The sequence below is a fragment of the Opacimonas viscosa genome (assembly GCF_024199005.1).
Classification (GTDB): domain Bacteria; phylum Pseudomonadota; class Gammaproteobacteria; order Enterobacterales; family Alteromonadaceae; genus Opacimonas; species Opacimonas viscosa.
Genome location: NZ_JANATA010000009.1, coordinates 16,361 through 43,174, shown reverse-complemented (window position 1 = coordinate 43,174; position 26,814 = coordinate 16,361). Strand labels below are relative to the sequence as shown.

The window sequence follows — 26,814 nt, the reverse complement described above, 5'->3', positions numbered from 1 at the left end:
TCAGTTAGTTAATGGTTTGCAACACACTTTTCGCTTGTTGCAAAAGGTATTTACGTTTAAATAAGATTTGACGTCGCTGACCACCTAGTTGGCGCCATAGAACAGCGGCCCGCACACCAGCAAGTAGAAGAGCTCTGACTTTTTCTTGGTTGTTCGGTTGACTTAGGTGGCTTGGATTGCCAGCAACTTGAATTTTAGGAGCCAAAGGACTCACTACATCGATATAGGTACTAGCTAGACTTTTCAGAATTTGTTGGTGGGAAAATTCCACATGGCCTAGTTGTCGTTGTATATGGCTAATTCTCGTTCCTAAATCTTGTAATGCCTGAGGTTGTTTAGCCAATTTGCGTTCCAAGCCAAGCAAGCTCGCGATATAACGAGTTAGCTCTGCATCTTTGGCCGGACCTGAGCTATTTAACTGATTATCAATAATACTCAAACCGATACGTAGATTAGCGAGTTGTCCAAATATTTGTTGGGTGTTATCTGGTTCAGTCACACAAATACTAGAGATACTTGCTTCAAAAGCTTGTTCGTCACAGGTCCCTTTTCTGGAGATATCTTGGACTAATTTGGCTGCTTGGCATACGCCAGCAAGCGCGATGATTGCATCAGACATCGATTTAACTCATTTCACTTGTTGATGGATATTGTGTGTTTGGGCTGGAGGCTTTATTTTCGCGAATGTATTCTTGGATAATACCACCGCCAAGGCAGGTATCGCCCAAATAAAACACGGCTGACTGACCTGGTGTAACCGCCTTTTGGGGTTCATCAAACAGCACGCGTACCGTATCAGAATCGATAGGCTCTACCGTACAAGCAATATCAGTTTGGCGATAACGCGTCTTTACGGCCATTTTAGTAGTGGTTCCTAATACTTCTCTGTTCACCCAATGCAATTGATTTGCTATTAGGCCATTTGAGTATAAACGAGGATGATCAGCACCTTGACCAACCACTAATTCATTTTTTTTAACATCTTTGTCAACAACATACCAAGGCTCATCGCCATGCTCTTTGGTGCCACCAATTAGGAGTCCTTTGCGCTGGCCTAGAGTGTGATACATTAACCCTTGGTGGGTGCCAATATCTTCACCTTCTGCGGTGACAATTTTACCTGGTTGAGCGGGCAGATATTGACTTAAAAAATCTTTAAATTTGCGTTCCCCAATGAAGCAGATACCCGTACTGTCTTTTTTGTCATGCGTAATTAATCCCTGTTCTTGGGCAATTTTACGCACTTCAGGTTTAGCGATAGAACCAATCGGGAATAATGTTTTGGCGATATGTTCATGCGCTAATGTGTACAGAAAATAACTCTGGTCTTTGTTATCGTCGGCGCCTCTGAGCATCGCCCATTTACCGTCTTTGAATGTACGTTGCACATAATGGCCAGTCGCAATGTAATCGGCGCCTAGATCTTCTGCTGCATATTCAAGAAATGCTTTAAATTTAATTTCTTTGTTACACATGATATCTGGATTTGGCGTACGACCTGCTTTGTATTCGTCTAAAAAATACTCAAATACATTGTCCCAATATTCCGCTGCAAAGTTAATGCTAGTCAGTGGGACGTCTAGTTTATCCGCTACTGCTTGGGCGTCTGCTAAATCTTCGGCGGCAGCACAGTATTCTTCATTGTCATCTTCTTCCCAGTTTTTCATAAAAACGCCTTGTACATCATAGCCTTGGGATTTTAAAAGATAGGCGGAAACAGACGAGTCAACGCCACCTGACATACCAACGACAACTTTTATAGACTGATTTTCTGGATTAAATGACATGTGATAACTTGTTCAAATGGATGAAAATTCGTAAGGGCATATTATAGCATTTACTGCAAAATTTGGTACTCTCCATTTGCAATTCCCTGCAAGTTCCACTCCCCAATTTGGTAGCGGATTAAGCGCAATGTAGGTAAACCGACCGCTGCTGTCATTCGTCGCACCTGGCGATTACGACCCTCGGTGATAGACATCTCAAGCCAAGTCGTCGGAATGTTTTTTCGTTCTCTGATCGGTGGATTACGAGCCCATACATCAGGCTCTGCTATGACCTTGACTCTGGCCGGTGCCGTCATGCCGTCATTCAGCATAACCCCTTTAGCTAGCGCTGTTACCGCTGCTTCATCAGCAATACCTTCGACTTGTACCCAATAGGTTTTACTTGTTTTGTGTTTGGGATGAGCCAATTTGTGTTGTAATTTACCACTATCAGTCAGCACCAGTAAGCCTTCGCTATCTTTATCTAGTCGACCTGCAGCATATATGTTGGGAATAGTAATAAAATCCTTCAACGTTTTTCGATTTTGGTCATCTGTGAACTGGGTCAATACATCATAAGGCTTATTAAACAATATAATCTTAGGATGCTGCGGCTCTGGTCTATGTTTCGCTTTTTTTGCAGAGGTACGGAATGCTTGATTTTTTGCGCTAGGTCTGCGGTTTATTGTGGCTTGTTTGGGATTAGTCAACCGAGGCATTCCTAAGTTCTCATGTGTATTTTTTAGCATTTTGACACAATAGGTAGTTTAGTGTCTATTGTGACACATGTTGGATGCAATAGAAGATGATATTAGTGGGGGGCATTAGGGATAGATTAAGGTTAGTTAAAATAAAAAACCGTCGCTAATATTATTCTCAATTAACGTTATTCTCAATGTCAAAATTACTCAATATCCGAAACATATAACAATGGAACTCATCACTGAAAATGAATCTGTCACTCATTTAAAACGAATTAGCTAACACGACTTAAATAATTCTTCTTGCATTAGTCATATGTCTACAGCCCTTTAAACTTAAAAAACGAGCTAAAGAGCATGTAGCATTTTATCAATATTGGTTAACGTTCGTCGTCTATGCTAAATGCAATATTCTCCGCATGTAAACCTTTAGGGCCATTAGTCACTTCATATGTTACATCTTGACCTGCTTTAAGAGAGCGATAACCTTCCATTTTAATTGTTGAATAATGTGCGAAGATATCTTCACCACCTTCTTCAGGAACGATAAAGCCAAACCCTTTTGCATTATTGAACCACTTTACTTTACCAGCTGCCATAGTTGTTTTCCTTTAGCCTTGATCTAATCAAATAAACCCACACTATATTATTGTGTAACAATGATATAGGATAGGGTATAACGAGGTTTATATGAGTGAAGTGATACTTTATAAACCCGCTACTTAAAATGTAGTAAGTGATGTTGAGTTCTGTCAAGTCAACACACATAAAATTCGATTTTTTTACGCAAAATAATGAAATTAAAAATTAAGGTTCTATAGTTAAGTTATGAGCAGTCAAAAAAACACTTATATAGAAAACGATAACGTTTTAGATGATGAACGTCAGAAGACGCAACCACCTAAAATGTACAAAGTAATGCTAAACAATGATGACTACACGCCGATGGACTTTGTAGTGACTGTGCTGGCAAAGTTTTTCAATATGGATTCTGAGAAAGCTAATCAGATTATGCTGACTGTGCATTATCAGGGGAAAGCGGTGTGTGGCATTTATACTTCAGAAATTGCTGAAACAAAAGTCATGCAAGTAAGCGAGTACGCTCGAAAACACCAGCATCCTTTGCTATGTACGATGGAACAAGCATAAGATAACTAATTAAGCACGACCATAAGAGGCAATTCCCATATGTTAAATAAAGAGTTAGAACAAACGTTAAATGAGGCTTTTATCTTTGCCCGCCAGCATAAGCATGAGTTTATGACGGTTGAACATTTGTTATTAGCATTACTCGATAATACAGCCGCTTTGGAAGCGCTCAAGGCGTGTAACGCAAACGTAGAAAACATTCGACAAGAACTCACAGAGTTTGTCAAAGATACTACGCCATTAATGATGGATGACCCCGAAAACGAACGTGAAACACAGCCCACTCTCGGTTTCCAACGTGTGCTTCAGCGTGCCGTCTTCCACGTGCAATCTTCTGGTAAAGGTGAAGTCACTGGCGCAAATGTATTAGTGGCTATTTTTAGTGAACAAGAATCTCAAGCAGTCTACATTTTGAAAAAATCAGATGTCACACGCTTAGATGTGGTGAACTTTATTTCTCACGGTGTGAGTAAATCTGATGAGGAGGCTGCCCCAGCTACAGAACATTCATCAGAGGGTGGGGAAGGCGACGAAAACTCTTCTATGCTGTCTAAATATACGACTAACCTCAATGTCACTGCTAAAGAAGGTAAAATTGACCCGCTGATCGGCCGTGAGCATGAAGTCGAACGAACGATTCAAATTTTATGTCGTCGTCGTAAAAATAATCCTCTTTTAGTCGGTGAAGCTGGCGTGGGTAAAACAGCAATCGCAGAGGGTCTTGCTTATCGTATCGTTAATGATGAAGTGCCAGATGTGATCGCTACTGCTACCGTTTACTCTCTAGATTTGGGAGGTCTGTTAGCGGGTACTAAGTACCGTGGTGATTTTGAAAAACGCCTTAAAGGTATTTTGAAAGAATTAACTAAAGATCCTGATGCAATCTTATTTATTGACGAAATTCATACCATTATCGGTGCGGGTGCTGCATCTGGTGGAGTAATGGATGCTTCAAATTTACTGAAACCAAAACTAAGTAGTGGTGAGTTGCGCTGTGTAGGCTCTACCACTTATCAAGAATATCAAGGTATCTTTGAGAAAGACCGAGCATTAGCTCGTCGTTTCCAAAAAGTAGATGTGGTTGAGCCGAGCGTCTCTGATACCGCTAAAATCCTGATGGGCTTGAAGTCTCGCTACGAAGAGCACCATAGTGTCACATATACACCAAAAGCCATTCAAGCAACCGCCGAACTTGCCGCCAAGTATATCAATGATCGACAGTTACCTGATAAAGCGATAGATGTGATGGATGAAGCAGGAGCAAGCCAACGTTTGTTACCTGAAGATGAGCGTCAGTCAGAAATTACTGAAACTGAAATAGAAAAAATTATTGCTAAGATTGCACGAATTCCAGAAAAATCAGTCTCAGCGTCTGATATGGAAGTTCTGAAAAACTTAGGGCGCAATCTGAAAATGGTGGTGTTTGGTCAGGATCAAGCGATTACGACATTGACAGATGCTATTCACTTGTCTCGCTCAGGCTTGGGGAATGAACAAAAACCCATTGGTAACTTCTTATTTGCCGGCCCAACCGGTGTGGGTAAAACAGAAGTGACAGCTCAATTAGCAAAAATCATGGGTGTTGAGTTAGTCCGTTTTGATATGTCCGAATACATGGAGCGTCATGCGGTTTCTCGTTTAATCGGTGCGCCTCCAGGATATGTTGGTTATGACCAGGGTGGTTTATTGACGGATGCTGTTATAAAAAATCCTTATTCGGTTGTTTTACTCGATGAGATCGAAAAGGCACACAGCGATATTTATAACATCCTGTTACAAGTAATGGACCATGGTACGCTAACCGATAACAACGGCCGTAAAGTCGATTTCAGAAATGTTGTGCTAGTTATGACAACAAATGCGGGTGTGCAAGAAACCGTGCGCAAATCTATAGGCTTTAAACAACAAGACCATAGCCATGATGCATTAGGTGCGATAAACAAAACATTCACACCTGAATTTAGAAACCGTCTAGATGGTATTATTTGGTTCAATCACTTGGATGAAGAAGTCATTTTACAAGTCGTTGATAAATTCTTAATTGAATTACAAGCTCAATTAGACGCCAAAGGTGTCAGTATTGAAGTCACTGAAAAAGCTCGAGCTTGGTTAGCAGAGCAGGGATATGACAAATCAATGGGAGCACGTCCAATGGGACGTTTAATTCAAGAAAAAGTCAAAAAAGAGCTCGCAAATGAATTACTATTTGGTGATTTAGCCGAAGGTGGTGCAGTTAAAATTGACTTAGATAAAGATACCTTAAAGTTTGACTATACCAAATCTGTACAAGAGCCTGAAGTAGCGACAGCTGGTAAATCATAAGACTTTCCAAAAAAAGAAAGGCACTCAATTGAGTGCCTTTTTTGTTGGTTAGGGTTTAACGTTTACAACGTATCCCCATTGAATTCTGATTAGCGAGCGCGATAAATAATGCGGCCTTTACTAAGATCGTATGGCGTGATCTCAACAGTCACTTTATCACCAGTTAAGATACGGATATAGTTTTTACGCATTTTACCTGAGATGTGCGCAGTAACAACGTGTCCGTTTTCTAGTTCAACGCGGAACATAGTGTTTGGCAACGTGTCTAACACTGTGCCTTCCATTTCGATACAATCTTCTTTTGCCATGTATGTAAATAACCTTAAATGATGCTAAATTAACCGCGCAGACAATACAGAAAACGCGCTCTAATGTAAAGGAATACTTTCTTTTACTGTGGATTAGGTACCCAATACTCTCCGTTAAAACGCTCATAAGGACGGTATTTAGTTTTATAGTTCATTTTTTGGCATGCATCTATCTGATACCCTAAAAACAAATATGGCTTTTGTAAACTTTGACATAATTGAATTTGCTGTAGGACCATAAAGACGCCTAAAGAGCGCTCATCATGTTCAGGAGCAAAATAAGTATAAAAAGCAGATAAGCCCATCACAGTTCGATCTGTTACGGCAACGGCTATAAGGGTATCGTCTAACCATGCCTCTAGTAACATTGGGCTTTGCCATGCACAACTTAAAAATTGTACGAAGTTAGGCTTGTTAGGTGGATACATACTACCGTCTTGATGTCGTTGGGTAATATAACGTGCATATAACGCGAAATAATCGTCTTGCTCTTGTAAAAGTGACGAGACGTTAACGTCATTGACGATGATTTTTATATCTCGGTTTTTGCGTAAGATCCGTTTTTGACTTTTTGATGGGGTGAATTCATATGTCAAAACACGGATGGACTGGCACGCATTACATTGGGCACAGTGTGGACGGTAAATCTGTTCACCACTGCGTCTAAAACCTGAATGAATCAATTTATCATAAGCTTTACTCTCAGGTAATTCCGCTACTGGGATATGGACTAATAACTGTTCATCTCTATCCGGTAAATAGTTACAAGGGAAGGGTTGGGTTATGCCAAACTTCATATAGTACAAATATCCTCGAGATCTATACAAAGAGTTTGAGGTTGCCATTGAAGAATATCTGCACAGTGGGCTTTACTGTGTTGCAAGCGATGAATAAATGTCTCCCTGGGTATCGTAATCGCACCAAGACTGGTTAGGTAAGGGTTGGCTATTTGCCCGTCGATAAAAGCTAAGTTCAGCTGTCGACAAAACTTTACCAAACCGGCAAAAGCAAGTTTTGAGGTATTTGGTTGCGTGTGAAACATAGATTCACCACAAAATATGCCATGTGCAGACACACCATATAGGCCTGCTACCAATATTTCTTTATCCCACACTTCTATCGAATGAGCCCTTCCTACACTGTGTAGCTTTTTGTAAGCAGATATCATCTCTTGGGTTATCCATACACCATTTTCAGATTCTGTACCGTCTGTGTGTTTTATATTGGCTCTAGGAATGAAAGCACAAGCTTCAATCACTCTGTCAAAAGCATGGTTGACAGTCATAGTGTAGGTTTGTTTCTTAAACCATTTCCGAAATGTTTTCCCTAAGTGAAAATCCTCAAGCTCAATAATACATCGTGCTTTAGGAGACCACCATAGATAAGGTTCCCCTTCACTGAACCAAGGGAATATGCCATTGTCGTAAGCTGCGCAAAGACGTTCTGTAGCCAAATCTCCACCAAATGCTAACAGGCCATCGGGTTCTGTTTTCGCTGAGGCAACATCAGGAAAATCATAATTAGAAAACGATAATTCTGGAAGATAGATCGGCATGCGGATTGTTCAACGAGTTGGGTAATGGTCTAAGCGTTATTGTAGATGAAAACGAGTAAAAAAAAGCGGATATGTTATCCGCTTTATTATTTATCTTTAGTCTTCTAAGGCATCTAGGAATTTTTCAGCATCCAAGGCTGCCATGCATCCTGTACCAGCCGAAGTAATTGCCTGACGATAGATATGGTCAGAAACATCTCCAGCGGCAAAGATACCTGGTACGCTGGTTTGAGTGGCGTTACCTTCGGTACCTGAATTTACTTTGATATAACCATCTTTCATGGCCAACTGACCTTCGAAGATCTCAGTGTTTGGCTTGTGCCCAATAGCAATGAATAGACCCATGATATCAATTTCTTCAGTGGCATCAGACTTCGTATCTTTGATGCGAATACCTGTCACACCCATATCATCACCGAGTACTTCATCAAGCGTACGATCAAGATGTAAAACGACATTACCGTTTTTCGCTTTTTCCATGAGACGGTCAGATAAAATCTTCTCAGAGCGGAACGTGTCACGACGGTGAATAACGTGAACCTCAGAGGCTATGTTTGATAGGTAAAGCGCTTCCTCGACAGCCGTGTTACCACCACCGACCACAGCGACTTTTTGATTGCGATAGAAAAAACCATCACAAGTTGCGCATGCAGATACGCCTTTACCTTGGAACGCTGTTTCTGATTCTAAACCAAGATACATAGCTGAAGCACCAGTACAAATGATTAATGCATCGCAGGTATAAGTACCGTTATCACCCTTTAAAGTAAACGGGCGCTTGGAAAAATCGGTTGTATTAATATGGTCAAAAATGATCTCAGTATCAAATTTTTCAGCGTGTTTTTGCATTCTCACCATTAAGTCTGGACCGGTAAGGTCATCAGGATCGCCTGGCCAGTTTTCAACTTCAGTTGTCGTAGTCAACTGACCACCTTGTTGAATACCTGTTAGTAGTACAGGATTAAGGTTTGCTCGTGCTGCATATACCGCAGCAGAATAGCCAGCTGGCCCTGAACCTAAAATAAGTAACTTAACGTGTCTATTTTCTGACATCAAAAACTCCAAAAAAGGTGGTTTTAACCGATAAAGTGAATAGGTAATCAAAACCTATAGGTTGTTACAAGTAATGTTGGTGTAAATTATAAATTATCAAGGTAATAGTATATAATTTTATTAACACATAATCGTTATTATGATTTGCGCGTATATTACCTAAATATGAAAATTTTAGTATAGTTATGGTCTGTAAACCCTAAATGAAGGAGTTCTGATGTCAGTATCTATTGCCACTATGGTCAAAGATGGTCAAAAATACATCAAAACTTGGCCTTTACAACGTCAGCTTTACGCACTTTTCCCTGAGTGTCGTGTCATTTCGGCGACGAAATTTGCGGTAAAAGTCATGCCTGGTCTCGGTATCTTCTGCGTGATTTTACTTGTGAATACTTTAGGTTGGGAGTTTTTACCACAGGCGTTAGCCATGGGGGGGATTTTTATTAGTCTCCCTTTACAAGGGCATCTCTGGTTAGGACATCGAGCGAACCAAACGTTACCACCCTCACTACAGTCCTGGTATCAAGAAATTGCCATGAAAATGCGTGAAGCAGGCTGTCCTGTTGCGAATACACAACACGCCCCCCGATATATGGAATTAGCGATTCTGTTAAAAAAAGCATTTGAGAACATGGATAAAGCATTTACCCAGCGTTGGTTTTAATCTGACGTTTGTTTAGCCGCAGCGATCAAGCGTCATAAATGAGCTTTTCTCGACACTGCTTACAATGATATGCCTGTTTTCCTGACTGCACTCTGTTATGTCGAATACTGGTGAGTGTATGCTGGGTGCACTGGCAGCGATATTGATATGTTTTTAATTTTCTACTCCGCAAATCAGCTACGGCAAATTGATGGGTTCGCTCTGCAGGCAAGCCTAATACGTTTTGCATAATATGGCGCCACTCTTTGCCGTGAGCACGTGCCGTTCTGCCATACTGTGCGTGCACGATAAAATGTGCAACCTCATGACCGACTGTTGTATACAGTGCCGCAACACCTTCTCGGTGAAGTAAAGGGTAATTCAAGGCTAGCGTATGTGCTCGATAATCGGCTTTGCCTGCAGCAGTTCCACGATGATAGAACACAACGTCAGGTTGGACAAACGAGGTCTGATAAAACTCTGCGGCAAGCGCAAAAAATTGCTGCATAAAATCTTGGGTTTGTTGCGCAAATTCGTTGGGAACTATGAGTGTGTTATTAGGCATAAGGATAAGCGGATAGTCGCGTTATAGACAGGGTTTATGACAAATCTTAACCCTGTCTATTGCTGCGAGATAGTTCTCAGTTAGATTTTACACTCTAGGCACATTGCATAGGTTGCTTTAGGGTCGTTTAATTGAGTAATTTGTTGCACATCGCTTAGCACTGTTTTCAATAAACCAAGCAGAGGACTATTCGAGTCAATGACTTGTGTTTGCACTAAATGTACAGCTGCGTTTTGCAATAATTCTTTGATAAATTGCTCTTTGGGTGACAGTGAACGTTCGATATAGGTTGTCGAAAATGTTTCCAATTCAGCCAATTCTGCAGCAACGTTAACAGCATCACCCAATTCACCTAGCTGATCAACTAAACCTAGCTCAAGGGCTGTTTCACCAATCCATACGCGACCTTGAGCAATAGCATCAACTTGCTCTAAAGTCATATCTCTATTTTCAGCTACCAACGTAATGAACTTCTCATAACCATGTTCAATACTGCGTTGAATAATTTGACTAATACCATCAGGTAGTGTTTTTGCGGGTGATGAAAATGCTAGGTCAGTAGTTTGGACACCATCGGTGTATACCCCTAAATAGGCTAACGATTCTTCATAAGTCATCAACATGCCAAAGATACCAATAGATCCAGTAATAGTACTAGGTGATGCAATGATGTGGTCTGCTGATGCTGATATCCAGTAACCACCAGATGCCGCATAGGTACTCATGGCTGCAACTACTGGTTTACCGGCTTTTTGCAACTCTTCTACTTCTTGACGGATAATCTCTGAAGCAAAAGCACTACCACCGGGAGAATCAACATGCAAGACAACAGCTTTGATATCATCATCCAAACGTGCTTTGCGTAACAAGCGTGCAGTCGAATCGCCACCAATCGTACCATTGGGCTTATTCCCATCTAATATTGTACCTTTGGCGACAACGATACCGACAGCAGGGCCAGTCGTTTTTTGTGGAATAGGAGGGTTCACTATTTTTAAGTAATTGTTAAAGCTAATCCCTTTATAGCTTTTACCACTTTCGTTTTTACCAACTAGATCAAACATCTCTTGGCGCCATGCTTCTCTAGTTTTTAATTCATCGACCCAGCCATTGGCTAGAGCATACTCGGCAAAGTCACCGTTAGCCGCTGTAAACTTCGCCATAAAGTCTTCTGCTGACTCGTCAAAGTTACTGACTTCAATACCACGAGCTGCTGCTACATCATTTTTGAATTGATCCCAATATGCACCTAACCAAGCGGTATTGGCTTCACGTGCAGCATCTGACATATCATTTCTAATATAGGGTTCTATTGCAGACTTGTAAGTCCCCACTTTGAAGATATGTGTTTTTACTTTTAATTTTTCTAAAGCATCTTTGTAATACATACGATTACGAGCAAAACCATCAAATAATACAGCACCTTCTGGATTCAAGTAAATTTTATCCGCGTGAGCCGCGAGGTAGTATTGGTTTTGGGTAAAGTAATCACCAATCGCAATGATGGGCTTTTCTGATGTTTTGAAATCTTCTAAGGCATTTGCAACGGTTCTAAGTTTATCTAACCCAGCTGAACGTAAACCACTAAGATCTAACACCAAAGCTTCAATACGACGGTCTTGTTTAGCATTCGATAACACTTTTAGGATATCTCGTACTAAAATTTCTGACGGTCCATTATTACCACCAAATGCTTCAGCAGCAAATTCATCAAACGGATCAACGGATTGTTTTTGAATAACAATATCACCGTTTAGCTTCATCACTAACGCACCACCTTTGGGTACTTTAATCTCATCTTTTCCAGATGAAGCGATCCCAATGATAATAAAACCAGCTATTACCAAGAAGATAAAATTGAAAAACACTTTTCTTGCGATATTTAGAACATTCCAAATACCAGAGAATATACGTGCAGTGAGAGATTGGTTTGCTGCCATACTTTTGTACTACCTATAAAATAATTCAGTTCTTATCCTAAAGTAAATGAATACAAGTGCCAGTCACAATTTGTAATTTTTTGTAACGTTCAGAGGTGTATTTTTTTACTTTAATATGAGTTTATCAGTCAGAAAAATGTATCTAAAATGATGTAAAACCAGTAATAATATATTATCTGTTCTGAAATGGTTATATTGAGGATTTATGAACGCATTAGATTTACTGTTGACGCGTAGTTCACAGCCAAAGCTGCAAGCACCGGCTCCTGCGGGAGACGTTTTAGAAAATATTAAGCAAGCGGCACTTAGAGCGCCAGATCATGCAAGTTTGAAACCTTGGGAATTTGTGGTGTGCACCGGGGAAGGTCTCCAGCGTTTGGGTCAAATACTCCAAGATTCAGCTATTGCGGAAGGCAAAGAGCAAGAGTCAATTGACCGTGCGCTACAATTACCACATCGTGCTCCTATGGTCATTGTCGCCATAACTCGATACACAGAGCATCCTAAAGTCCCGCAATTTGAGCAAACACAGTCAACGGCATGTGCGGTACAAGCAATGCAAATGGCTGCAGTTGCCCAAGGGTTTCAAGGTATTTGGCGTACCGGTAGTTATGCACAATCTGCATATGTAAAATCTGCTTTTGGCTTAGCAGAACAAGATGAAATAGTAGGATTCTTGTACTTAGGAACAAGTTGCTTAAAAGCCATGCCCAAACCTAAAATTGACAGTGCAAAGTATTTTACGACTTGGTCCTAAGTAGCCTGAGAATGAATACGCCTAACCTTTTTCTATGGTAAAACGCAAACCAGCATTGTGGGTCAGTCTCTCTATCAAAGCTAACCCCATCGCTGGAGCAGGGGTATACACACCCCCTAAGGTAGCGAGGTCATCTTTAGCTAAACACAGAGCACTTTCAGCAATCATTCTCGACGTTGAACCATAACCAGGATCAAGTTCGCCACTCACACTAGCAATATATTGTTTGTCCCCATTTTCTGCAATAAACATAATGTCATAAGAACCATTTTCACGTTCTTCTTGCGTGGGACCTTCACCAGGTTTTGGTGCAGTATCACCCGCTAGCGATTTGTCATTGGCAACAAAGTTCGCCAGTGCTTCACCTTTATCGCCAGGCCCTGTTAGGATCATTTCATCATAAATGAAATTTTTGCCATAAAGATGGTCGAGTAGGGCATTTGAACGATGAATATTTTTGGTATTTATCGTTGCCATGATAAAGGGTGCCGCCCAGCTATTTAACGCTTCGTCTAAGTACGGTTTATCTGCTGGTGGTTGCTCTGGTCCGATAAAATCACCCGCCAATGAAAATGGGTCACGCAAGTAGCTCAAAATGGTTTTGTCCTGCATAGCCGCTTGCATCGTGGCTTGTAAACTCGCAGCTGTGCCGCCAGAAAATTTACCATTCATTGCTCTAACTCTACATTTTACACGAGGGAAGGCTTTGCCGGAAAACTGTTGAGCATGCTCTTGGATAAAGAAAACCCCAAGATCAAATGGAATGGAATCAAAGCCACAGGAGAACACAATACGCGCGCCCGTTATATGAGCTTGTTCATGATAAGCATCGATTTGTTGTCTCATCCATGCGGGTTCACCACATAAATCAACGTAATCTTTACCAAGTGCTACACAAGTCTCTATGAGAGTATTGCCATAGAGTTGGTAAGGTCCCACTGTGGTCAAAACGACTTTAGTGCGAGCCACCATTTCTTCCAAAGCCTGTTTATCATCACTATCAGCCACAATAATAGGAATACTATCAGCCAGACCAAGCTCAGCTTTAACTGCTTCCAATTTTGTTGCATTACGTCCGGCAATCGCCCACGAAATTTCTTCATTAGCACCATATTGTTCGTGCATATACTGCGCAACTAATTGGCCGGTATAACCCGTAGCACCATAAATAACGACATCAAATTGTGTTAATTCCATCTTATTCCTTTTTTATAATAATTGTTTTATGTTAATAATACGTTAACAAACAGGATTGGAACAAATATATTTTTTTTAGGGAATGTGCACAAGTGTAACAAGTGTCAGTGATAACATTTTTATGCTGTCGACGTTGCCTTAAGGGCAAAAAAAAGCCGAGATGAACCCAATGGCTTAACTCGGCTGGAATAGAATATGTGGCTAATTTTTACGCAGTGACAATCTTCATTGTATTTGATGCGCCGACAGTTTCCATCGCATCACCATAAGTAAGAATGATCTGATCGCCTGTTTCAAGCATACCTGCTGCTTTTAATGCACTGATCGCATCAGCAGTGATTTGACCTGGTTGTGACACAGTAGAGTCAAAATACATAGACTGAACACCACGGTACAATGCCATCGCATTCAATGAATCTTCGTGACGAGATAAAGCAATGATTGGTAAGGTTGTCGTCATTCTAGACATTAATTTTACCGAGCTACCTGATTCAGTTAGACCGACAATGGCTTTAATATTAGGGAAGTGATTTGCGGCATAAACAGCTGCCATTGCCGTTGTTTCAGAAATACTGGCAAAGGTCTCTTCCATACGGTGCTTCGATACTGCCACACTGGGGTGTGATTCCGCGCCTTCACACACTCGTGCCATCGCTTCCACTGTTTCAATTGGGAAGTTACCTGCTGCCGTTTCTGCTGATAGCATAACTGCATCTGTACCATCAAGTACTGCATTTGCTACATCCATGACTTCTGCACGAGTTGGTAAAGGTGCTTCGATCATAGATTCCATCATTTGTGTAGCAGTGATGACCACTTTATTAAGTTGACGTGAACGAGATATTAACTTTTTCTGTACACCAACTAATTCGGCATCACCAATTTCTACACCTAAGTCACCCCGGGCAACCATAACGGCATCTGAAGCGAGAATAATATCGTCAATTGCGGCATCGGTTGCAACGGTTTCTGCACGTTCTACTTTGGCGCAAATCTTAGCGAAACAGCCAGCAGCCTCGGCTAATTCTCGTGCATAATCCAAATCAGCACCAGAGCGAGGAAAAGATACAGCAAGGTAATCAACACCAATTTTGGCCGCTGTTTTTATATCTTGTTTGTCTTTGTCTGTTAAAGCCGCCGCAGATAATCCACCACCTTGGCGGTTGATCCCTTTATTGTTTGATAACTTACCAGCAACACTGACCGTCGTGTGGATTTTACGCCCTTCGATGCTATCGACAATTAACTGGACACGGCCATCATCTAATAACAGAACATCACCAGGATTTACATCATCAGGTAACTCTTTATAGTCTATACCCACAGATGTTTGTGAGCCTGCTTCTTTATCGAGTTCAGCATCTAATGTGAATTTATCTCCTAAAGCTAGCATGATAGGGCCTGTTGCAAATTTAGCGACACGGATTTTAGGACCTTGTAAATCACCTAAGATACCAACGTGCTTATTTAGTTTTTTGGCAGCTGCACGCACGCGCTCTGCTCGTTGAATATGATCTTCAGCGGTACCGTGAGAAAAATTCATGCGTACGACATTAGCGCCTGCTGCGATAAGTTTTTCTAGCATATCGGCAGAGTCTGTAGCGGGGCCTAATGTGGCAAGTATTTTGGTACGTCTAGATAAAATCATTCATCTTCCTTTATTAGTGCTGTGATAATTAATGTTACAAGGTGCTGTTGGTTTACTACAAGATTAAGTTTAGTACATAAACATAGTATTGTAATTATATTACATTTTTATGATTATTATTGATTAAATGTTGTTTTTTTACGTAATTATATTTCATTTTGCTTTTTGGCAAATAATCTACAATGAAAAACGAGAATCTTTTAAGGATTCTTTGACTCGCTTCAGGTTATCTCTAAATTTGTTACCGCGTCGCAATGTAAAACCCGTGGCCAAAATGTCAATCAAGGTTAGCTGTGCAATCCGAGATGCCATAGGCATATACATATCGGTATCTTCCGGAACATCTAAAGAAAGGACATAATTACACTCTTTACCCAGTGGACTATTTTTAGCTGTAATACCAACTACTGTAGCATCGTTAGCTCTAGCAATCTGAGCTATTTCAACTAATGACTTTGTGCGACCAGTGTGTGAAATTAAGACAATGACATCACCCACTTGGGAATTCATTGTTGACATCCGTTGCATAACGATGTCTTCAAAATACATCACAGGTACATTGAAGCGAAAGAATTTATTTAGCGCATCATGTGCCACAGAAGCGGAAGCACCGAGACCAAAGAAAGAGATATGCTTTGCTTGGGTAAGCAAATCAACAACACGGTTTACCGTGTTAATGTCAACCGACTGTCTAGCGATATCGAGTGCCGCCATCGTTGATTCGAAGATTTTATTGGTATACTCTTCAGGACCGTCATTTTCGTCCACATGTCGATTAACATAAGGCGTACCATTGGCTAAACTCTGCGCAAGGTGGAGTTTGAAATCAGGAAAACCTTTGGTGTTTAAGCGACGACAAAAACGATTGACCGTTGGTTCACTGACGTCTGACATATTCGCTAGAGTGGCTATACTCGAATGAATCGCTGTTTGAGGGTTAGCCAGAATAACCTCTGCCACCTTTTTTTCTGATTTACTAAAAGTATCTTTTGCTTGAGTAATTTTTTCTAAAATATTCATTATAAATCCTAGATAACTTCCGCGTATACTATCATTAAAAGTGATTTCTACGAACAAATTTTGTAAGGACTTTCAGTTTTAACTTTCAAAAATGCAATTTTTTCACATAAAATTGGAAATATTTGTGGTTAAAGTTGTAATTTTACTACAAACTTGAGTAGACTATGTTAATGAAATGCTTAATTAACGTTGATTAAGCTATAGCTATAAGGCAATCCACTGTGTTGAATACAAATTTTGAGCCCTGCGATTTTGTTCTATTTGGTACGTTAGGCGATTTAGCTCGTCGTAAACTTCTTCCTTCTTTATACCAACTAGAAAAAGCCAACCTTATTCATGAAGGTTCTCAGATTATTGGTGTGGCAAGAACAGAACTGTCGAAAGATGAATACATCAAACAAGTTAAAGATAACATTGAGAAATTTACGGGTGAAACCTTGTGTCCTGACACCTGGACTCGCTTGGAAAATAAATTAGAATACGTAAAAGTCGACATGGTTAACCCAGACAGTTACCAAGCGTTTACATCTCATGTCGACCCAGACCGCGTTATGGTCTGTTATTTTGCGACACCTCCTTCCATTTTTGGCGATATCTGCCGAGGCCTAAAGGCAGCTGATATTATTGACGATACCGTTCGAGTCGTGTTGGAAAAACCAATCGGCCATGATTTAGCTTCTTCTAAAATCATCAATGAACAAGTGGCAGAATATTTCAATGAAAAGCAAATTTACCGGATTGATCATTATTTAGGTAAAGAAACCGTATTGAATTTGATTGCGTTGCGTTTTGCGAATTCTATTTTTGCCACGAATTGGGATCATAATAGTATTGACCATGTGCAAATTAGTGTGGCCGAGTCGGTCGGTATCGAAGGCCGCTGGGGATATTTTGATGATGCCGGTCAGATGCGAGATATGGTGCAAAACCACTTATTACAAGTACTCAGTTTGATTGCTATGGAACCGCCAGCCACGTTAGATGCAGATGATATCCGAGACGAAAAACTCAAAGTGTTAAAAGCATTACGTCCAATTGATCAGAGTAATTTTTCAACCAATACCGTTCGCGGCCAATATATTGGTGGATTTGTTGCTGGTCAAGAAGTCCCTGGTTATTTAGAAGAACCAGATGCGAACCAAGCTTCGCGAACGGAAACGTTTGTTGCAATAAAAGCTGAAATTGATAACTGGCGTTGGGCCGGCGTACCTTTCTATTTAAGAACGGGTAAGCGGATGCCTGCTAAGACCTCTGAAGTGGTTATTTACTTCAAACGTCAACCACACAATTTATTCAAAGACAGTTTTGCCAACCTTCCGCCAAACAAATTAGTGATTCGTTTGCAACCTGATGAAGGTGTAGAAGTCACCGTAATGAATAAAGTACCAGGGTTAAATACTTCTGGTTCGATGGACTTGCAGAAATCTCAACTCAACTTGAGTTTTTCTGAGGCATTTTCTGATGAGCGTATTGCTGATGCATACGAAAAGCTTTTATTGGAAGTTATGTTGGGTAATCAGGCTTTATTCGTTCGCCGTGATGAAGTAGAACAAGCATGGAATTGGGTGGATTCTATTATGGCAGCTTGGCAGTCCAGTAATGAACCACCAGAACCTTACCAGGCCGGCACTTGGGGACCCGTTGATTCAATTGGCTTGTTAGCCAAAGAGGGGCGCTCTTGGTTCCAACAAAAAAACTTAAAACCAAAAGGGAAGTAAAATGGCTTTAGTAACGAATGACTTTGCAACACCCGCTGAATTAACCGATGCTTTTGCCGGTAGGATCTTGGGTATTCTACAACATGCGATTGTGGAAAAAGGTTCAGCAACTCTAGTGGTAAGTGGTGGCAGAACGCCACAACCCTTGTTTGCCAAGCTAGCTGAAGCAGATATCGATTGGAGTAAGGTAACGATTACATTGGCCGATGACCGCTGGGTCCCGGTGACCGATGATGCCAGTAATGACAAATTAGTTCGTGAACACTTATTAGTCAAAAAAGCGGCGGCCGCAACCTTTATTACGTTAAAACACGATTTTGTTGATGCAGCCGACGCGGTACCAGCATGTGAAGCTGCATTGGCAGATATCACACTGCCTTTTGATGTGCTCATTTTAGGTATGGGGGAGGATGGTCACACGGCTTCTTTATTCCCGTGTTCTGAACAAATTGCTGCAGGTTTAGATTTAAACTCACAGAAAAAATATATAGCAGTACAACCTACTACTGCTCCACACCAACGGATGTCTTTGACCTTACCTGCTTTATTAGCCAGTAAAAATATCTTCTTACATTTGACGGGTCAAAGTAAAAAAGACGTGGTGCTAGACGCCCTCCAAGCCAATGAAATTGACAAACCAATCAAAGCAGTGCTCGATAGAGCTACCGTCAATTTGATGTGGGCGCCATAACAGATTTAAATTTTAATAGGATATACCGTGAATACTATAATTAACGAAGTCACACAACGAATTATTGAGCGCAGTCAGCAGACCCGCGCTGAGTATCTTGCAAAAATCGAAGCAGCTAGGATCCGAGGGCCTCATCGTGGTGCGTTATCTTGTGGTAACTTAGCTCATGGTTTTGCCGCGTGTGGGAAACAAGAAAAAGCAGATTTGACCTCTATGGTTAAGGCTAATGTAGCGATCGTTTCATCTTACAACGATATGCTTTCTGCGCACCAACCCTATGAAACATATCCATCTATCTTAAAAGAAGCCATCAACGAAGTGGGTTCTGTTGCTCAGTTTGCCGGTGGTGTACCTGCAATGTGCGATGGTGTTACCCAAGGTAATCCAGGTATGGACTTATCCTTGATGAGTCGTGATGTGATTGCGATGTCTGCGGCAGTCGGTCTATCGCACAATATGTTTGATTCAGCACTAATGCTAGGTATTTGCGACAAAATTGTACCTGGACTTTTGTTAGGTTCATTGAGTTTTGGTCATTTACCTACCGTATTTGTTCCAGCTGGCCCTATGCCATCAGGATTGCCCAATAAAGAAAAAGCGCGGGTACGCCAAGCCTATGCAGAAGGCAAAGCTGGGCGAGACGAGTTATTAAAAGCAGAAAGTGAATCTTATCACTCTGCAGGTACATGTACTTTTTATGGTACGGCTAACTCTAACCAGTTAGTTGTAGAAATTATGGGTTTACACTTACCTGGCTCTTCCTTCGTTAATCCAGGTACACCTTTACGAGATGCCTTAACTAAAGCGGCAGGTGTCCAAGCGACACGGTTAACTGACCTAGGTGATAATTACACGCCAATTGGTCATGTAGTGGATGCCAAAGCGATTGTTAATGGTCTAGTCGGGCTGTTAGCAACAGGTGGTTCAACCAACCATACTATGCACCTTATCGCAGTTGCTCGTGCCGCCGGATACATTGTGAACTGGGATGATTTTGCGGATTTATCTCGTGCTACGCCTTTATTGACGCGGATTTATCCGAATGGTTCTGCAGACATTAACCACTTCGTTGCTGCAGGTGGTATGGCATTACTTATCAAAGAGTTACGCGACAATGGATTATTGCATAACGATGTGAAAACGATTTGTGGTGAAGGCTTAGATTTATATACCAAAGAGCCAGTCTTACGTGACAGTGAATTATCTTGGGTAGATGGTGCCCAAACGTCTCTAGACAAAGATGTTGTCGCCAGCGTAGCAGCACCATTCAAACCTGACGGAGGTCTATCAGTACTCGAGGGTAATTTAGGTCGTGCAGTAATGAAAACGTCTGCATTGCGTTCCCCTCATTGCACTTTTACCGCTCCAGCTGTGGTGTTTGAAGACCAATTTGATTTAGATGCTGCATTTTCTGCTGGCGATTTAAACAAGGATTGTGTGGTTGTGGTCCGTTTCCAAGGTCCATCAGCTATTGGTATGCCAGAATTACACCGTTTAACACCACCGCTTGGTGTACTGCAAGATAAAGGTTATAGAGTGGCCTTGGTCACCGATGGTCGTATGTCTGGAGCATCGGGTAAAGTGCCAGCGGCCATTCATTTAACACCTGAAGCTTATAAAGGTGGTTTGTTGGCTAAAGTGCAAGACGGTGACATGATTGAAATAGATACCGTAACTGGTGCAATCAATTTACAAGTAAGCGATGAAGAATTAGCTCAGAGAACCAATAAACCAGCCGATTTAACGAAACATGCTACTGGCATGGGGCGTGAAATGTTTGCTGGTATGCGCTTAAGTTTAACTGGCGCAGAGGAAGGTGCTTGTAGTTTATTTGTCGAACAAGGGAGTTTACATGACGCATAAATTAATAGCGGATGTTGGTGGGACAAATATCCGACTCGCGACCGTTACTGAAACTGGCATCACTGATATTGAAAAATATCAGTGTGCTGAGTTTGTTGGGATCCAAGCTGCGATAGAACATTATTTTGCTGAACATGCAGATAAAGAGTTCTCTGCAGCGTGTATTGCGATAGCAGGGCCTGTCAACCAAGAAGAAATTCGCTTTTCCAACAACGCTTGGGTATTTAGCAAAAGTGAATTGAAAGCCGCTTTGGGTTTTGCGCATTTGTTAGTTATCAATGATTTTACTGCAGTAGCACATTCATTACCGGTGTTAAGAGATGAACAAATTATCCAGCTTGGTGCCGGTTTTCCAATTGAAAATGGCAATATCGCTGTGTTTGGCCCTGGCACCGGTTTAGGGGTAGAGCATATTACTTACACTGAAAAGGGGTGGCAAACGCTCGATGGTGAAGGTGGCCATGTGGATTTCGCTCCGGTGGATGAAATCGATGTTGTGATTTGGCGTTATTTACAAAAACATCATGGACGAGCATCAGCCGAAGAGGTGATGTCTGGTCGAGGTATTGTCAATATTTATAAAGCGCTTGCTGAGCATGAAGGCTTAGAGCCAATTTATAATGAAGCAGCGGTGATTACTGAAAGTGCCCTAACAGGTTTGTGTCCAGTGTGTGAAAAAACACTGGCACAATTTTGTAAAATTATGGGGAGTTTTGCAGGTAATTTAGCAATGAATCTAGCTACTACAGGTGGCGTTTTTATCGGTGGTGGTATTGCCGCTAGATTTACAGAATATTTAAAAGACAGTGATTTTAGAGTGCGTTTTGAATCTAAAGGACAAATGTCAGCTTATATCAAAGATGTCCCTACTTATTTAATTAACGAACCAGATCATGGTTTACTAGGTGCCGCTGCGTACCTTAATCAACATATTAGGAGTGCTTGATATGAGTCAACAATGGCAATATAGCGCACAAGAAGTTTTCGCAGCGAGTCCAGTGGTACCCGTATTAGTTATTCATGAATTAGACCATGCTGTGCCTTTAGCAAAAGCGTTAATGGCTGGTGGGATTAACGTTTTGGAGGTGACATTACGTACACCTGTAGCCTTGGCCGCAATCGAGCTAATCGCCAAAGAACTCCCAGAGGCAATGATTGGTGCTGGTACAGTGACAAATGCAGACCAATTAGCACAAGTCACAGCTGCGGGGGCAAAGTTTGCTATCAGTCCTGGAATGACCGCTGATCTATTAAAGGCAGGTCAAGCAGGAACGATTCCGCTCATCCCTGGTATCTCTTCAACATCTGATCTGATGAAAGCGAAAGATGCTGGTTATACTCACTTGAAATTTTTCCCTGCTGAAGCTGTTGGTGGTGTGAAAGCGATAAAATCAATCAGTGGACCTTTCCCGGATATGGTGTTCTGTCCAACAGGTGGTATCTCCTTAGGTAATTACCAGTCTTACCTAGCGTTGCCTAACATTCATTGTGTCGGGGGCTCTTGGGTAGCACCTGATGCATTGATGAATGCTGGGGATTGGGATGGTATTACTAAATTAGCTGCTGAAGCTGTGGCGGGAGCAACGGTCTAAGTTGTCGCTGTTCCCCCACGATTTATTGAATAATCTGTACTAAATTATGCGTTTGCCCGGGGGCTATTTCATAACCTTGGGTAAGCGCAGTTTCTATACATACAAACTTTTGATACTCATCATCTGCCATATCAACGAAACCGGTTGCTTTGTCCAACCATGGATTCCAGACAACAAGTGAGTCATGCCCTTGATGCTCAACGATGTGCAGCGTGTTCCCATTTGTCTCAATCGTCGTTTTTGGGGTTGTACTTTGGTGTACTCGGTCCGTTTCCTCAGTAAAAACATACGGTTCTGGGCTGGTTTTATGTAATGTACTGTTCAAGTTATTGGTAAATGCACCAGCGACACCTGTTATAGCAGTAGTCGATATATCAGAGACCGTAAAATACGTATGCAACGCCGCAGATAAAGGGGAAGGGGTGTTACTATTGTTATGGGTAATTAATTCGACTTTTAATGCATCGGTTAATGTGACCTTCACTTGGCAACTCAATCCTTCTGGCCAGAGAGCATGTCCCGTATCTGTTGGTTCTAGGGTAACTGATGCCATAATATTCGTTTGTATTTGTGCGGTAATTTGCCACATTTGATTACGCACTAAACCATGTGCAATACCGTGTTGCTTTATATCAGGATGTAATTGTCCAAACCATGGCCAACATACGGGGATCCCCCCACGAATAGGACGACTGCCATCTAATTTAGCTAATTCGCTGACAAACAACTTTTCGTAGCCATCTTTAATGTATGAGGTTACGTGAGCACCAAATAATGCGATTTCAGCACGATCATGTTGATGCTGTAATGTTACGCTAGCTAATGACATAGGACCTCGAAGATAAAAAAATAGTTTGAGAAAAGATAACGAAACCCAATAAAAAAGCCCAGCACTTTTTCAAGTCTGGGCTTTAGCAATTCATAGAATGCTTATTTTTGGATATGCGTCACTAAATCAAGTACTTTGTTTGAATAACCCATTTCGTTATCGTACCAAGCAACTAACTTAACAAATGTATCGGTTAACGCGATACCCGCAGAAGCGTCAAAAATAGAGGTGTGTGTATCGCCAATAAAATCGTTTGAGACAACCGCATCTTCTGTATAGTCAAGAATGCCTTTCATTGGACCTTCGGCAGCGGCTTTAATTGTGGCACAAATGTCAGCGTATGAAGCAGGTTTTGCCAGATTTACCGTCAAATCAACCACAGAAACGTCAGGGGTAGGTACACGGAACGCCATGCCCGTTAATTTACCATTTAGGGCAGGGATCACTTTACCTACCGCTTTAGCTGCACCTGTGGATGATGGGATAATGTTTTGACTCGCACCACGACCACCACGCCAATCTTTGGCAGATGGGCCATCAACCGTTTTTTGCGTAGCGGTTGTTGCGTGAACCGTGGTCATTAGGCCGTCCACGATACCGAAGTTGTCATTGATCACTTTAGCCAAAGGAGCAAGGCAGTTAGTGGTGCAAGATGCATTAGAAACGATTTTTTCACCGTTGTATGCTTCGTGGTTAACACCCATAACGAACATCGGAGTCGCATCTTTCGATGGCGCTGACATAACGACTTTTTTGGCACCTGCCGCAATGTGTGCTTGGGCAGATTCTTCAGTTAAAAATAAACCGGTAGCTTCAACCACAACATCAACGTCGATAGCATCCCAAGCTAAGTCTTCAGGATTACGTTCAGAGGTAACACGTACAAATTTACCGTTAATTTCCAAACCGCCTTCTACCACGTCAACGGAGCCACTAAAGCGACCATGTGTAGAATCGTATTTAAACATATAAGCAATATAATCGATGTCTAGTAGATCGTTGATGCCAACAACTTCGATGTTGTCACGCTCAACTGCAGCGCGCATTACCAAACGACCGATACGACCAAATCCATTAATACCTACTTTAATTGTCATAATGACCTCTGAAATGTTAATTTGTAATAAACTTACACAAATTATAGGGCATTACATAAAAATTGCACGTTTTATCTGGATTTATTGTAGTTTTATTACAAGATAGTGTGCAATAATATTGACTGCAATCGTATTCAGTTCACTCTGGTCCGACTTTCAAGAATAATAGGATAAGATAATTGTAATAATATGGAAAAAACTATGTCTATGTCTCCACTCGACGCCCTTGTTGCAATGCGCGGAATTGAGTCTAATTTTATCGATGCTTATGGCAAACCTACCACCATAGCTGATGGCTCAAAAGAAAAAATGCTAAAAGCAATGGGGTATGATGTTGATAACGAAGAAGCCTTAATAGAGCAAATAAACACAGACGTAACACGTGCATGGATAGCACCACTTAATCCTGTTCAAGTTTTACGCGATGGCGACTCTCCAATCATTGCCTTACGTTTGCCTTTGGAACTTGTTAACGATGAGTTAACTTTGACCATCGCAGTAGAAGATGGCTCTGAACAAATCATTCCCATAACGCCAATCGATCACACTTTAATCAATGCTGCAGAGATTGAGAACGGAGAGTTCCAAGAATATGCAGTGGATTTAGCAACGACTTTACCCCATGGTTATCACCAACTTACGTTGAGTGCACCTAGTTTGGTTACTGAAGACATCGAAATCTTAGGTAAAGGCACACTCATTCAGGCTCCAGGAGCCTGTTACACACCTGATGTGATTGCCGCGGGTAAAAAAGTTTGGGGCCTAAGTATTCAATTGTACTGTGTGCGTAGTGCTCGGAATTGGGGAATTGGTGACTTTACTGATTTGCAATATTTGCTTCACAAAGCAGCCGATCAAGGCGCAGACTTTGTTGGTTTAAACCCGATTCATGCATTGTATCCAAATAATCCAGACGCTTGTTCACCTTATTCACCGTCTTCCAGAAAGTGGTTAAACCATTTATATATCGATGTTGAATCCGTTCCATATTTTGCGGCAAAAAGAGTCCAAACATTAGTACAAAGCGCTGATTTTCAAGCTCGTCTGGAGTCTGCACGTGCTGTTGATTATGTGAATTACGAGGCGGTTGCAGCACTTAAAATGCCTGTATTGAAAGCGTTATTTGCCGAATATTCAGAGCATGCAGAACAATCTGAGTTGGATGCGTTTATTGCCCAAGGCGGTGAAAGTTTGGCATCCATTGCCGTCTATGATGCGCTGCAAGAACATTTGAAAGATGCGGGGAAAGACTTCTGGGGCTGGCCTGTTTTTCCTGAAAATATGCAGGATGCAGATTCTGCAGCTGTACTAGAATTTACGCAAACTTATCCAGAGAAAGTCCGCTTTTATCAGTTTCTACAATTTATTGCTGCTGAGCAATTTAACGCAGCAAGTCAGGTTGCGACTGAACGTAATATGACGATAGGTCTGTATCGTGACCTAGCGGTAGGTGTCAGTGAGGGGAGCGCCGAAGTATGGTCGAGTAAAGACCTCTATGTCACCCAAGCGAGCGTTGGTGCTCCACCTGATATTTTGGGACCTTTAGGGCAAAACTGGGGACTGCCGCCGATGGATCCAGAAGTATTGTACCAGCAAGCATACCAACCGATTATCGATTTATTCCGTTCGAATATGCAAAACTCGGGTGCTTTGCGCATAGACCATGCAATGGCATTGTTGCGCTTATGGTGGGTTTATCAAGGTGATAATGCTGATAAAGGTGGTTATGTATATTATCCAGTAGATGATTTATTAGGTATTTTAGCCCTAGAGTCGCATCGTCAAAAAACGCTTATTATTGGCGAGGATCTCGGTACTGTACCTGAAGAAATTCGCGAAAAACTTGCCGCTAATGGTGTCTATTCTTACCGAGTGTTTTTCTTTGAACAAGCCAAAGACGGCGGTTTTTATTCACCGAGTCATTATCCTGTGCAATCAATGTCAACGTTGACTATTCATGACTTTCCTACATTAATTGGGTATTGGCATTGCTATGATTTGGAATTAGGGAGTGAATTAGGTCTGTATCCAACGGCAGAAATATTACAGCCTTTGTATCAGTCAAGACACGATAATAAACAACAGATTTTAAATACCTTGCATGGCCATGGCGCTATTTCTGATAATATATCGCGCGATGTGAATCATGTGGGTATGACACAAGAATTAAATTTTGGTATGCAAGTACATATGGCTACAGGATCTAGTGCTTTGCTATCATTACAACTGGAAGATTGGTTAGAGATGGATAAACCGGTAAATATACCGGGTACCTTTAACGAATATCCAAACTGGAAACGCAAGTTAACGCGTAACCTCGAAGATATTTTTACGGACCAAAACATCTTAACGTTAGCACAAAACATAAATCGGGCTCGCCAAAAAGCTGGCTCGTAATTG

The 26,814-nt window shown here is 41.5% G+C and carries 25 protein-coding genes; 10 read left to right on the top strand and 15 right to left on the bottom strand.

What is annotated here, in order from left to right; genetic code table 11:
• Positions 1-4: 4 nt before the first annotated feature.
• The 4 genes from hflD to cspD all read right to left on the bottom strand — a co-directional run bounded on the left by hflD (position 5) and on the right by cspD (position 3,066).
• On the bottom strand, positions 5-619 hold the full coding sequence (gene hflD / locus NLF92_RS06555) for a high frequency lysogenization protein HflD (protein ID WP_254100035.1): 615 nt from the start codon (positions 617-619) through the stop codon (positions 5-7).
• Between the two features lie 4 nt (positions 620-623).
• Positions 624-1,787, bottom strand: a complete 1,164-nt coding sequence (gene mnmA, locus NLF92_RS06550) for a tRNA 2-thiouridine(34) synthase MnmA (RefSeq protein ID WP_254100033.1) — start codon at positions 1,785-1,787, stop codon at positions 624-626.
• Between the two features lie 50 nt (positions 1,788-1,837).
• Positions 1,838-2,515, bottom strand: a complete 678-nt coding sequence (locus NLF92_RS06545) for a pseudouridine synthase (protein ID WP_254100031.1) — start codon at positions 2,513-2,515, stop codon at positions 1,838-1,840.
• A gap of 332 nt (positions 2,516-2,847) precedes the next feature.
• On the bottom strand, positions 2,848-3,066 hold the full coding sequence (cspD, locus tag NLF92_RS06540; protein ID WP_254100029.1) for a cold shock domain-containing protein CspD: 219 nt from the start codon (positions 3,064-3,066) through the stop codon (positions 2,848-2,850).
• Between the two features lie 229 nt (positions 3,067-3,295).
• On the opposite strand from cspD, the gene clpS reads away from it, so the two are divergent.
• Together clpS and clpA are read left to right on the top strand one after the other, a co-directional pair.
• Complete coding sequence (gene clpS, locus NLF92_RS06535) at positions 3,296-3,616, top strand: ATP-dependent Clp protease adapter ClpS (protein WP_254100027.1); 321 nt, start codon at positions 3,296-3,298, stop codon at positions 3,614-3,616.
• 39 nt (positions 3,617-3,655) lie between these two features.
• Complete coding sequence (gene clpA, locus NLF92_RS06530; protein WP_254100026.1) at positions 3,656-5,938, top strand: ATP-dependent Clp protease ATP-binding subunit ClpA; 2,283 nt, start codon at positions 3,656-3,658, stop codon at positions 5,936-5,938.
• Positions 5,939-6,027: 89 nt separating this feature from the next.
• On the opposite strand, the gene infA is transcribed toward clpA, so the two are convergent.
• The 4 genes from infA to trxB form a co-directional block, all read right to left on the bottom strand.
• The gene (infA, locus tag NLF92_RS06525) at positions 6,028-6,246 is read right to left on the bottom strand and encodes a translation initiation factor IF-1 (RefSeq protein WP_010180309.1); all 219 of its coding nucleotides are present in this window, start codon (positions 6,244-6,246) and stop codon (positions 6,028-6,030) included.
• An 83-nt stretch (positions 6,247-6,329) separates the two neighbouring features.
• Complete coding sequence (locus tag NLF92_RS06520) at positions 6,330-7,043, bottom strand: arginyltransferase (RefSeq protein WP_254100024.1); 714 nt, start codon at positions 7,041-7,043, stop codon at positions 6,330-6,332.
• Complete coding sequence (gene aat / locus NLF92_RS06515; RefSeq protein WP_254100021.1) at positions 7,040-7,801, bottom strand: leucyl/phenylalanyl-tRNA--protein transferase; 762 nt, start codon at positions 7,799-7,801, stop codon at positions 7,040-7,042. The genes NLF92_RS06520 and aat overlap by 4 nt, the downstream gene beginning before the upstream one ends.
• Positions 7,802-7,897: 96 nt before the next feature.
• Positions 7,898-8,854, bottom strand: coding sequence for a thioredoxin-disulfide reductase (gene trxB, locus NLF92_RS06510; RefSeq protein ID WP_254100019.1), 957 nt, complete (start codon positions 8,852-8,854; stop codon positions 7,898-7,900).
• 217 nt (positions 8,855-9,071) lie between these two features.
• Between trxB and yfbV the strand changes: the two genes are divergently transcribed.
• Positions 9,072-9,518 (top strand): terminus macrodomain insulation protein YfbV, encoded by a 447-nt coding sequence (gene yfbV, locus NLF92_RS06505; RefSeq protein WP_254100017.1) that lies wholly within the window; start codon positions 9,072-9,074, stop codon positions 9,516-9,518.
• Between the two features lie 25 nt (positions 9,519-9,543).
• On the opposite strand, the gene NLF92_RS06500 is transcribed toward yfbV, so the two are convergent.
• Positions 9,544-10,062 (bottom strand): SprT-like domain-containing protein, encoded by a 519-nt coding sequence (locus NLF92_RS06500; RefSeq protein ID WP_254100015.1) that lies wholly within the window; start codon positions 10,060-10,062, stop codon positions 9,544-9,546.
• An 80-nt stretch (positions 10,063-10,142) separates the two neighbouring features.
• Positions 10,143-12,002: a signal peptide peptidase SppA gene (sppA, locus tag NLF92_RS06495; protein WP_254100013.1), complete on the bottom strand. Its 1,860-nt coding sequence runs from the start codon at positions 12,000-12,002 to the stop codon at positions 10,143-10,145.
• Positions 12,003-12,207: 205 nt separating this feature from the next.
• On the opposite strand from sppA, the gene NLF92_RS06490 reads away from it, so the two are divergent.
• The gene (locus NLF92_RS06490; RefSeq protein WP_254100011.1) at positions 12,208-12,759 is read left to right on the top strand and encodes an NAD(P)H nitroreductase; all 552 of its coding nucleotides are present in this window, start codon (positions 12,208-12,210) and stop codon (positions 12,757-12,759) included.
• A gap of 21 nt (positions 12,760-12,780) precedes the next feature.
• Here the strand turns inward: NLF92_RS06490 and NLF92_RS06485 are convergent, their stop codons facing one another.
• The 3 genes from NLF92_RS06485 to NLF92_RS06475 all read right to left on the bottom strand — a co-directional run bounded on the left by NLF92_RS06485 (position 12,781) and on the right by NLF92_RS06475 (position 16,624).
• On the bottom strand, positions 12,781-13,956 hold the full coding sequence (locus NLF92_RS06485) for a saccharopine dehydrogenase family protein (RefSeq protein ID WP_254100009.1): 1,176 nt from the start codon (positions 13,954-13,956) through the stop codon (positions 12,781-12,783).
• Between the two features lie 208 nt (positions 13,957-14,164).
• The gene (pyk, locus tag NLF92_RS06480) at positions 14,165-15,604 is read right to left on the bottom strand and encodes a pyruvate kinase (RefSeq protein WP_254100007.1); all 1,440 of its coding nucleotides are present in this window, start codon (positions 15,602-15,604) and stop codon (positions 14,165-14,167) included.
• 177 nt (positions 15,605-15,781) lie between these two features.
• The gene (locus tag NLF92_RS06475; protein WP_254100005.1) at positions 15,782-16,624 is read right to left on the bottom strand and encodes a MurR/RpiR family transcriptional regulator; all 843 of its coding nucleotides are present in this window, start codon (positions 16,622-16,624) and stop codon (positions 15,782-15,784) included.
• A 221-nt stretch (positions 16,625-16,845) separates the two neighbouring features.
• Here NLF92_RS06475 and zwf point away from each other — a divergent pair, with 221 nt between their 5' ends.
• The 5 genes from zwf to NLF92_RS06450 are packed head-to-tail and all read left to right on the top strand — an operon-like array spanning position 16,846 to position 22,488.
• Entirely contained in the window at positions 16,846-18,342 is a 1,497-nt protein-coding gene (gene zwf, locus NLF92_RS06470; RefSeq protein ID WP_254100003.1) for a glucose-6-phosphate dehydrogenase, read from the top strand.
• A gap of 1 nt (position 18,343) precedes the next feature.
• A complete protein-coding gene (pgl, locus tag NLF92_RS06465; protein WP_254100001.1) occupies positions 18,344-19,033 on the top strand; it encodes a 6-phosphogluconolactonase in 690 nt (229 codons plus the stop codon).
• 27 nt (positions 19,034-19,060) lie between these two features.
• On the top strand, positions 19,061-20,896 hold the full coding sequence (gene edd, locus NLF92_RS06460; RefSeq protein WP_254100000.1) for a phosphogluconate dehydratase: 1,836 nt from the start codon (positions 19,061-19,063) through the stop codon (positions 20,894-20,896).
• Positions 20,886-21,842: a glucokinase gene (gene glk / locus NLF92_RS06455; RefSeq protein WP_254099998.1), complete on the top strand. Its 957-nt coding sequence runs from the start codon at positions 20,886-20,888 to the stop codon at positions 21,840-21,842. The genes edd and glk overlap by 11 nt, the downstream gene beginning before the upstream one ends.
• A gap of 1 nt (position 21,843) precedes the next feature.
• Positions 21,844-22,488, top strand: coding sequence for a bifunctional 4-hydroxy-2-oxoglutarate aldolase/2-dehydro-3-deoxy-phosphogluconate aldolase (locus NLF92_RS06450; RefSeq protein WP_254099996.1), 645 nt, complete (start codon positions 21,844-21,846; stop codon positions 22,486-22,488).
• Between the two features lie 22 nt (positions 22,489-22,510).
• On the opposite strand, the gene NLF92_RS06445 is transcribed toward NLF92_RS06450, so the two are convergent.
• Both NLF92_RS06445 and gap read right to left on the bottom strand, forming a co-directional pair.
• A complete protein-coding gene (locus NLF92_RS06445) occupies positions 22,511-23,317 on the bottom strand; it encodes a D-hexose-6-phosphate mutarotase (RefSeq protein ID WP_254099994.1) in 807 nt (268 codons plus the stop codon).
• 101 nt (positions 23,318-23,418) lie between these two features.
• Entirely contained in the window at positions 23,419-24,414 is a 996-nt protein-coding gene (gene gap / locus NLF92_RS06440) for a type I glyceraldehyde-3-phosphate dehydrogenase (RefSeq protein ID WP_254099992.1), read from the bottom strand.
• Between the two features lie 201 nt (positions 24,415-24,615).
• Here gap and malQ point away from each other — a divergent pair, with 201 nt between their 5' ends.
• Positions 24,616-26,811: a 4-alpha-glucanotransferase gene (malQ, locus tag NLF92_RS06435; protein ID WP_254099990.1), complete on the top strand. Its 2,196-nt coding sequence runs from the start codon at positions 24,616-24,618 to the stop codon at positions 26,809-26,811.
• The last annotated feature ends 3 nt before the right edge of the window (positions 26,812-26,814 follow it).

Excerpts from the sequence above, each read along its gene's own strand:
- trxB (WP_254100019.1), bottom strand. The coding sequence starts at position 8,854 with ATGTCAGAAAATAGACACGTTAAGTTACTTATTTTAGGTTCAGGGCCA.
- hflD (WP_254100035.1), bottom strand. The coding sequence starts at position 619 with ATGTCTGATGCAATCATCGCGCTTGCTGGCGTATGCCAAGCAGCCAAA.
- NLF92_RS06545 (WP_254100031.1), bottom strand. The coding sequence starts at position 2,515 with ATGCTAAAAAATACACATGAGAACTTAGGAATGCCTCGGTTGACTAAT.
- yfbV (WP_254100017.1), top strand. The coding sequence starts at position 9,072 with ATGTCAGTATCTATTGCCACTATGGTCAAAGATGGTCAAAAATACATC.
- aat (WP_254100021.1), bottom strand. The coding sequence starts at position 7,801 with ATGCCGATCTATCTTCCAGAATTATCGTTTTCTAATTATGATTTTCCT.
- gap (WP_254099992.1), bottom strand. The coding sequence starts at position 24,414 with ATGACAATTAAAGTAGGTATTAATGGATTTGGTCGTATCGGTCGTTTG.
- clpA (WP_254100026.1), top strand. The coding sequence starts at position 3,656 with ATGTTAAATAAAGAGTTAGAACAAACGTTAAATGAGGCTTTTATCTTT.
- NLF92_RS06450 (WP_254099996.1), top strand. The coding sequence starts at position 21,844 with ATGAGTCAACAATGGCAATATAGCGCACAAGAAGTTTTCGCAGCGAGT.
- NLF92_RS06475 (WP_254100005.1), bottom strand. The coding sequence starts at position 16,624 with ATGAATATTTTAGAAAAAATTACTCAAGCAAAAGATACTTTTAGTAAA.
- pgl (WP_254100001.1), top strand. The coding sequence starts at position 18,344 with ATGGCTTTAGTAACGAATGACTTTGCAACACCCGCTGAATTAACCGAT.
- NLF92_RS06490 (WP_254100011.1), top strand. The coding sequence starts at position 12,208 with ATGAACGCATTAGATTTACTGTTGACGCGTAGTTCACAGCCAAAGCTG.
- pyk (WP_254100007.1), bottom strand. The coding sequence starts at position 15,604 with ATGATTTTATCTAGACGTACCAAAATACTTGCCACATTAGGCCCCGCT.
- sppA (WP_254100013.1), bottom strand. The coding sequence starts at position 12,002 with ATGGCAGCAAACCAATCTCTCACTGCACGTATATTCTCTGGTATTTGG.
- infA (WP_010180309.1), bottom strand. The coding sequence starts at position 6,246 with ATGGCAAAAGAAGATTGTATCGAAATGGAAGGCACAGTGTTAGACACG.
- NLF92_RS06485 (WP_254100009.1), bottom strand. The coding sequence starts at position 13,956 with ATGGAATTAACACAATTTGATGTCGTTATTTATGGTGCTACGGGTTAT.
- NLF92_RS06445 (WP_254099994.1), bottom strand. The coding sequence starts at position 23,317 with ATGTCATTAGCTAGCGTAACATTACAGCATCAACATGATCGTGCTGAA.
- cspD (WP_254100029.1), bottom strand. The coding sequence starts at position 3,066 with ATGGCAGCTGGTAAAGTAAAGTGGTTCAATAATGCAAAAGGGTTTGGC.
- NLF92_RS06500 (WP_254100015.1), bottom strand. The coding sequence starts at position 10,062 with ATGCCTAATAACACACTCATAGTTCCCAACGAATTTGCGCAACAAACC.
- mnmA (WP_254100033.1), bottom strand. The coding sequence starts at position 1,787 with ATGTCATTTAATCCAGAAAATCAGTCTATAAAAGTTGTCGTTGGTATG.
- NLF92_RS06520 (WP_254100024.1), bottom strand. The coding sequence starts at position 7,043 with ATGAAGTTTGGCATAACCCAACCCTTCCCTTGTAACTATTTACCGGAT.
- clpS (WP_254100027.1), top strand. The coding sequence starts at position 3,296 with ATGAGCAGTCAAAAAAACACTTATATAGAAAACGATAACGTTTTAGAT.
- glk (WP_254099998.1), top strand. The coding sequence starts at position 20,886 with ATGACGCATAAATTAATAGCGGATGTTGGTGGGACAAATATCCGACTC.
- malQ (WP_254099990.1), top strand. The coding sequence starts at position 24,616 with ATGTCTATGTCTCCACTCGACGCCCTTGTTGCAATGCGCGGAATTGAG.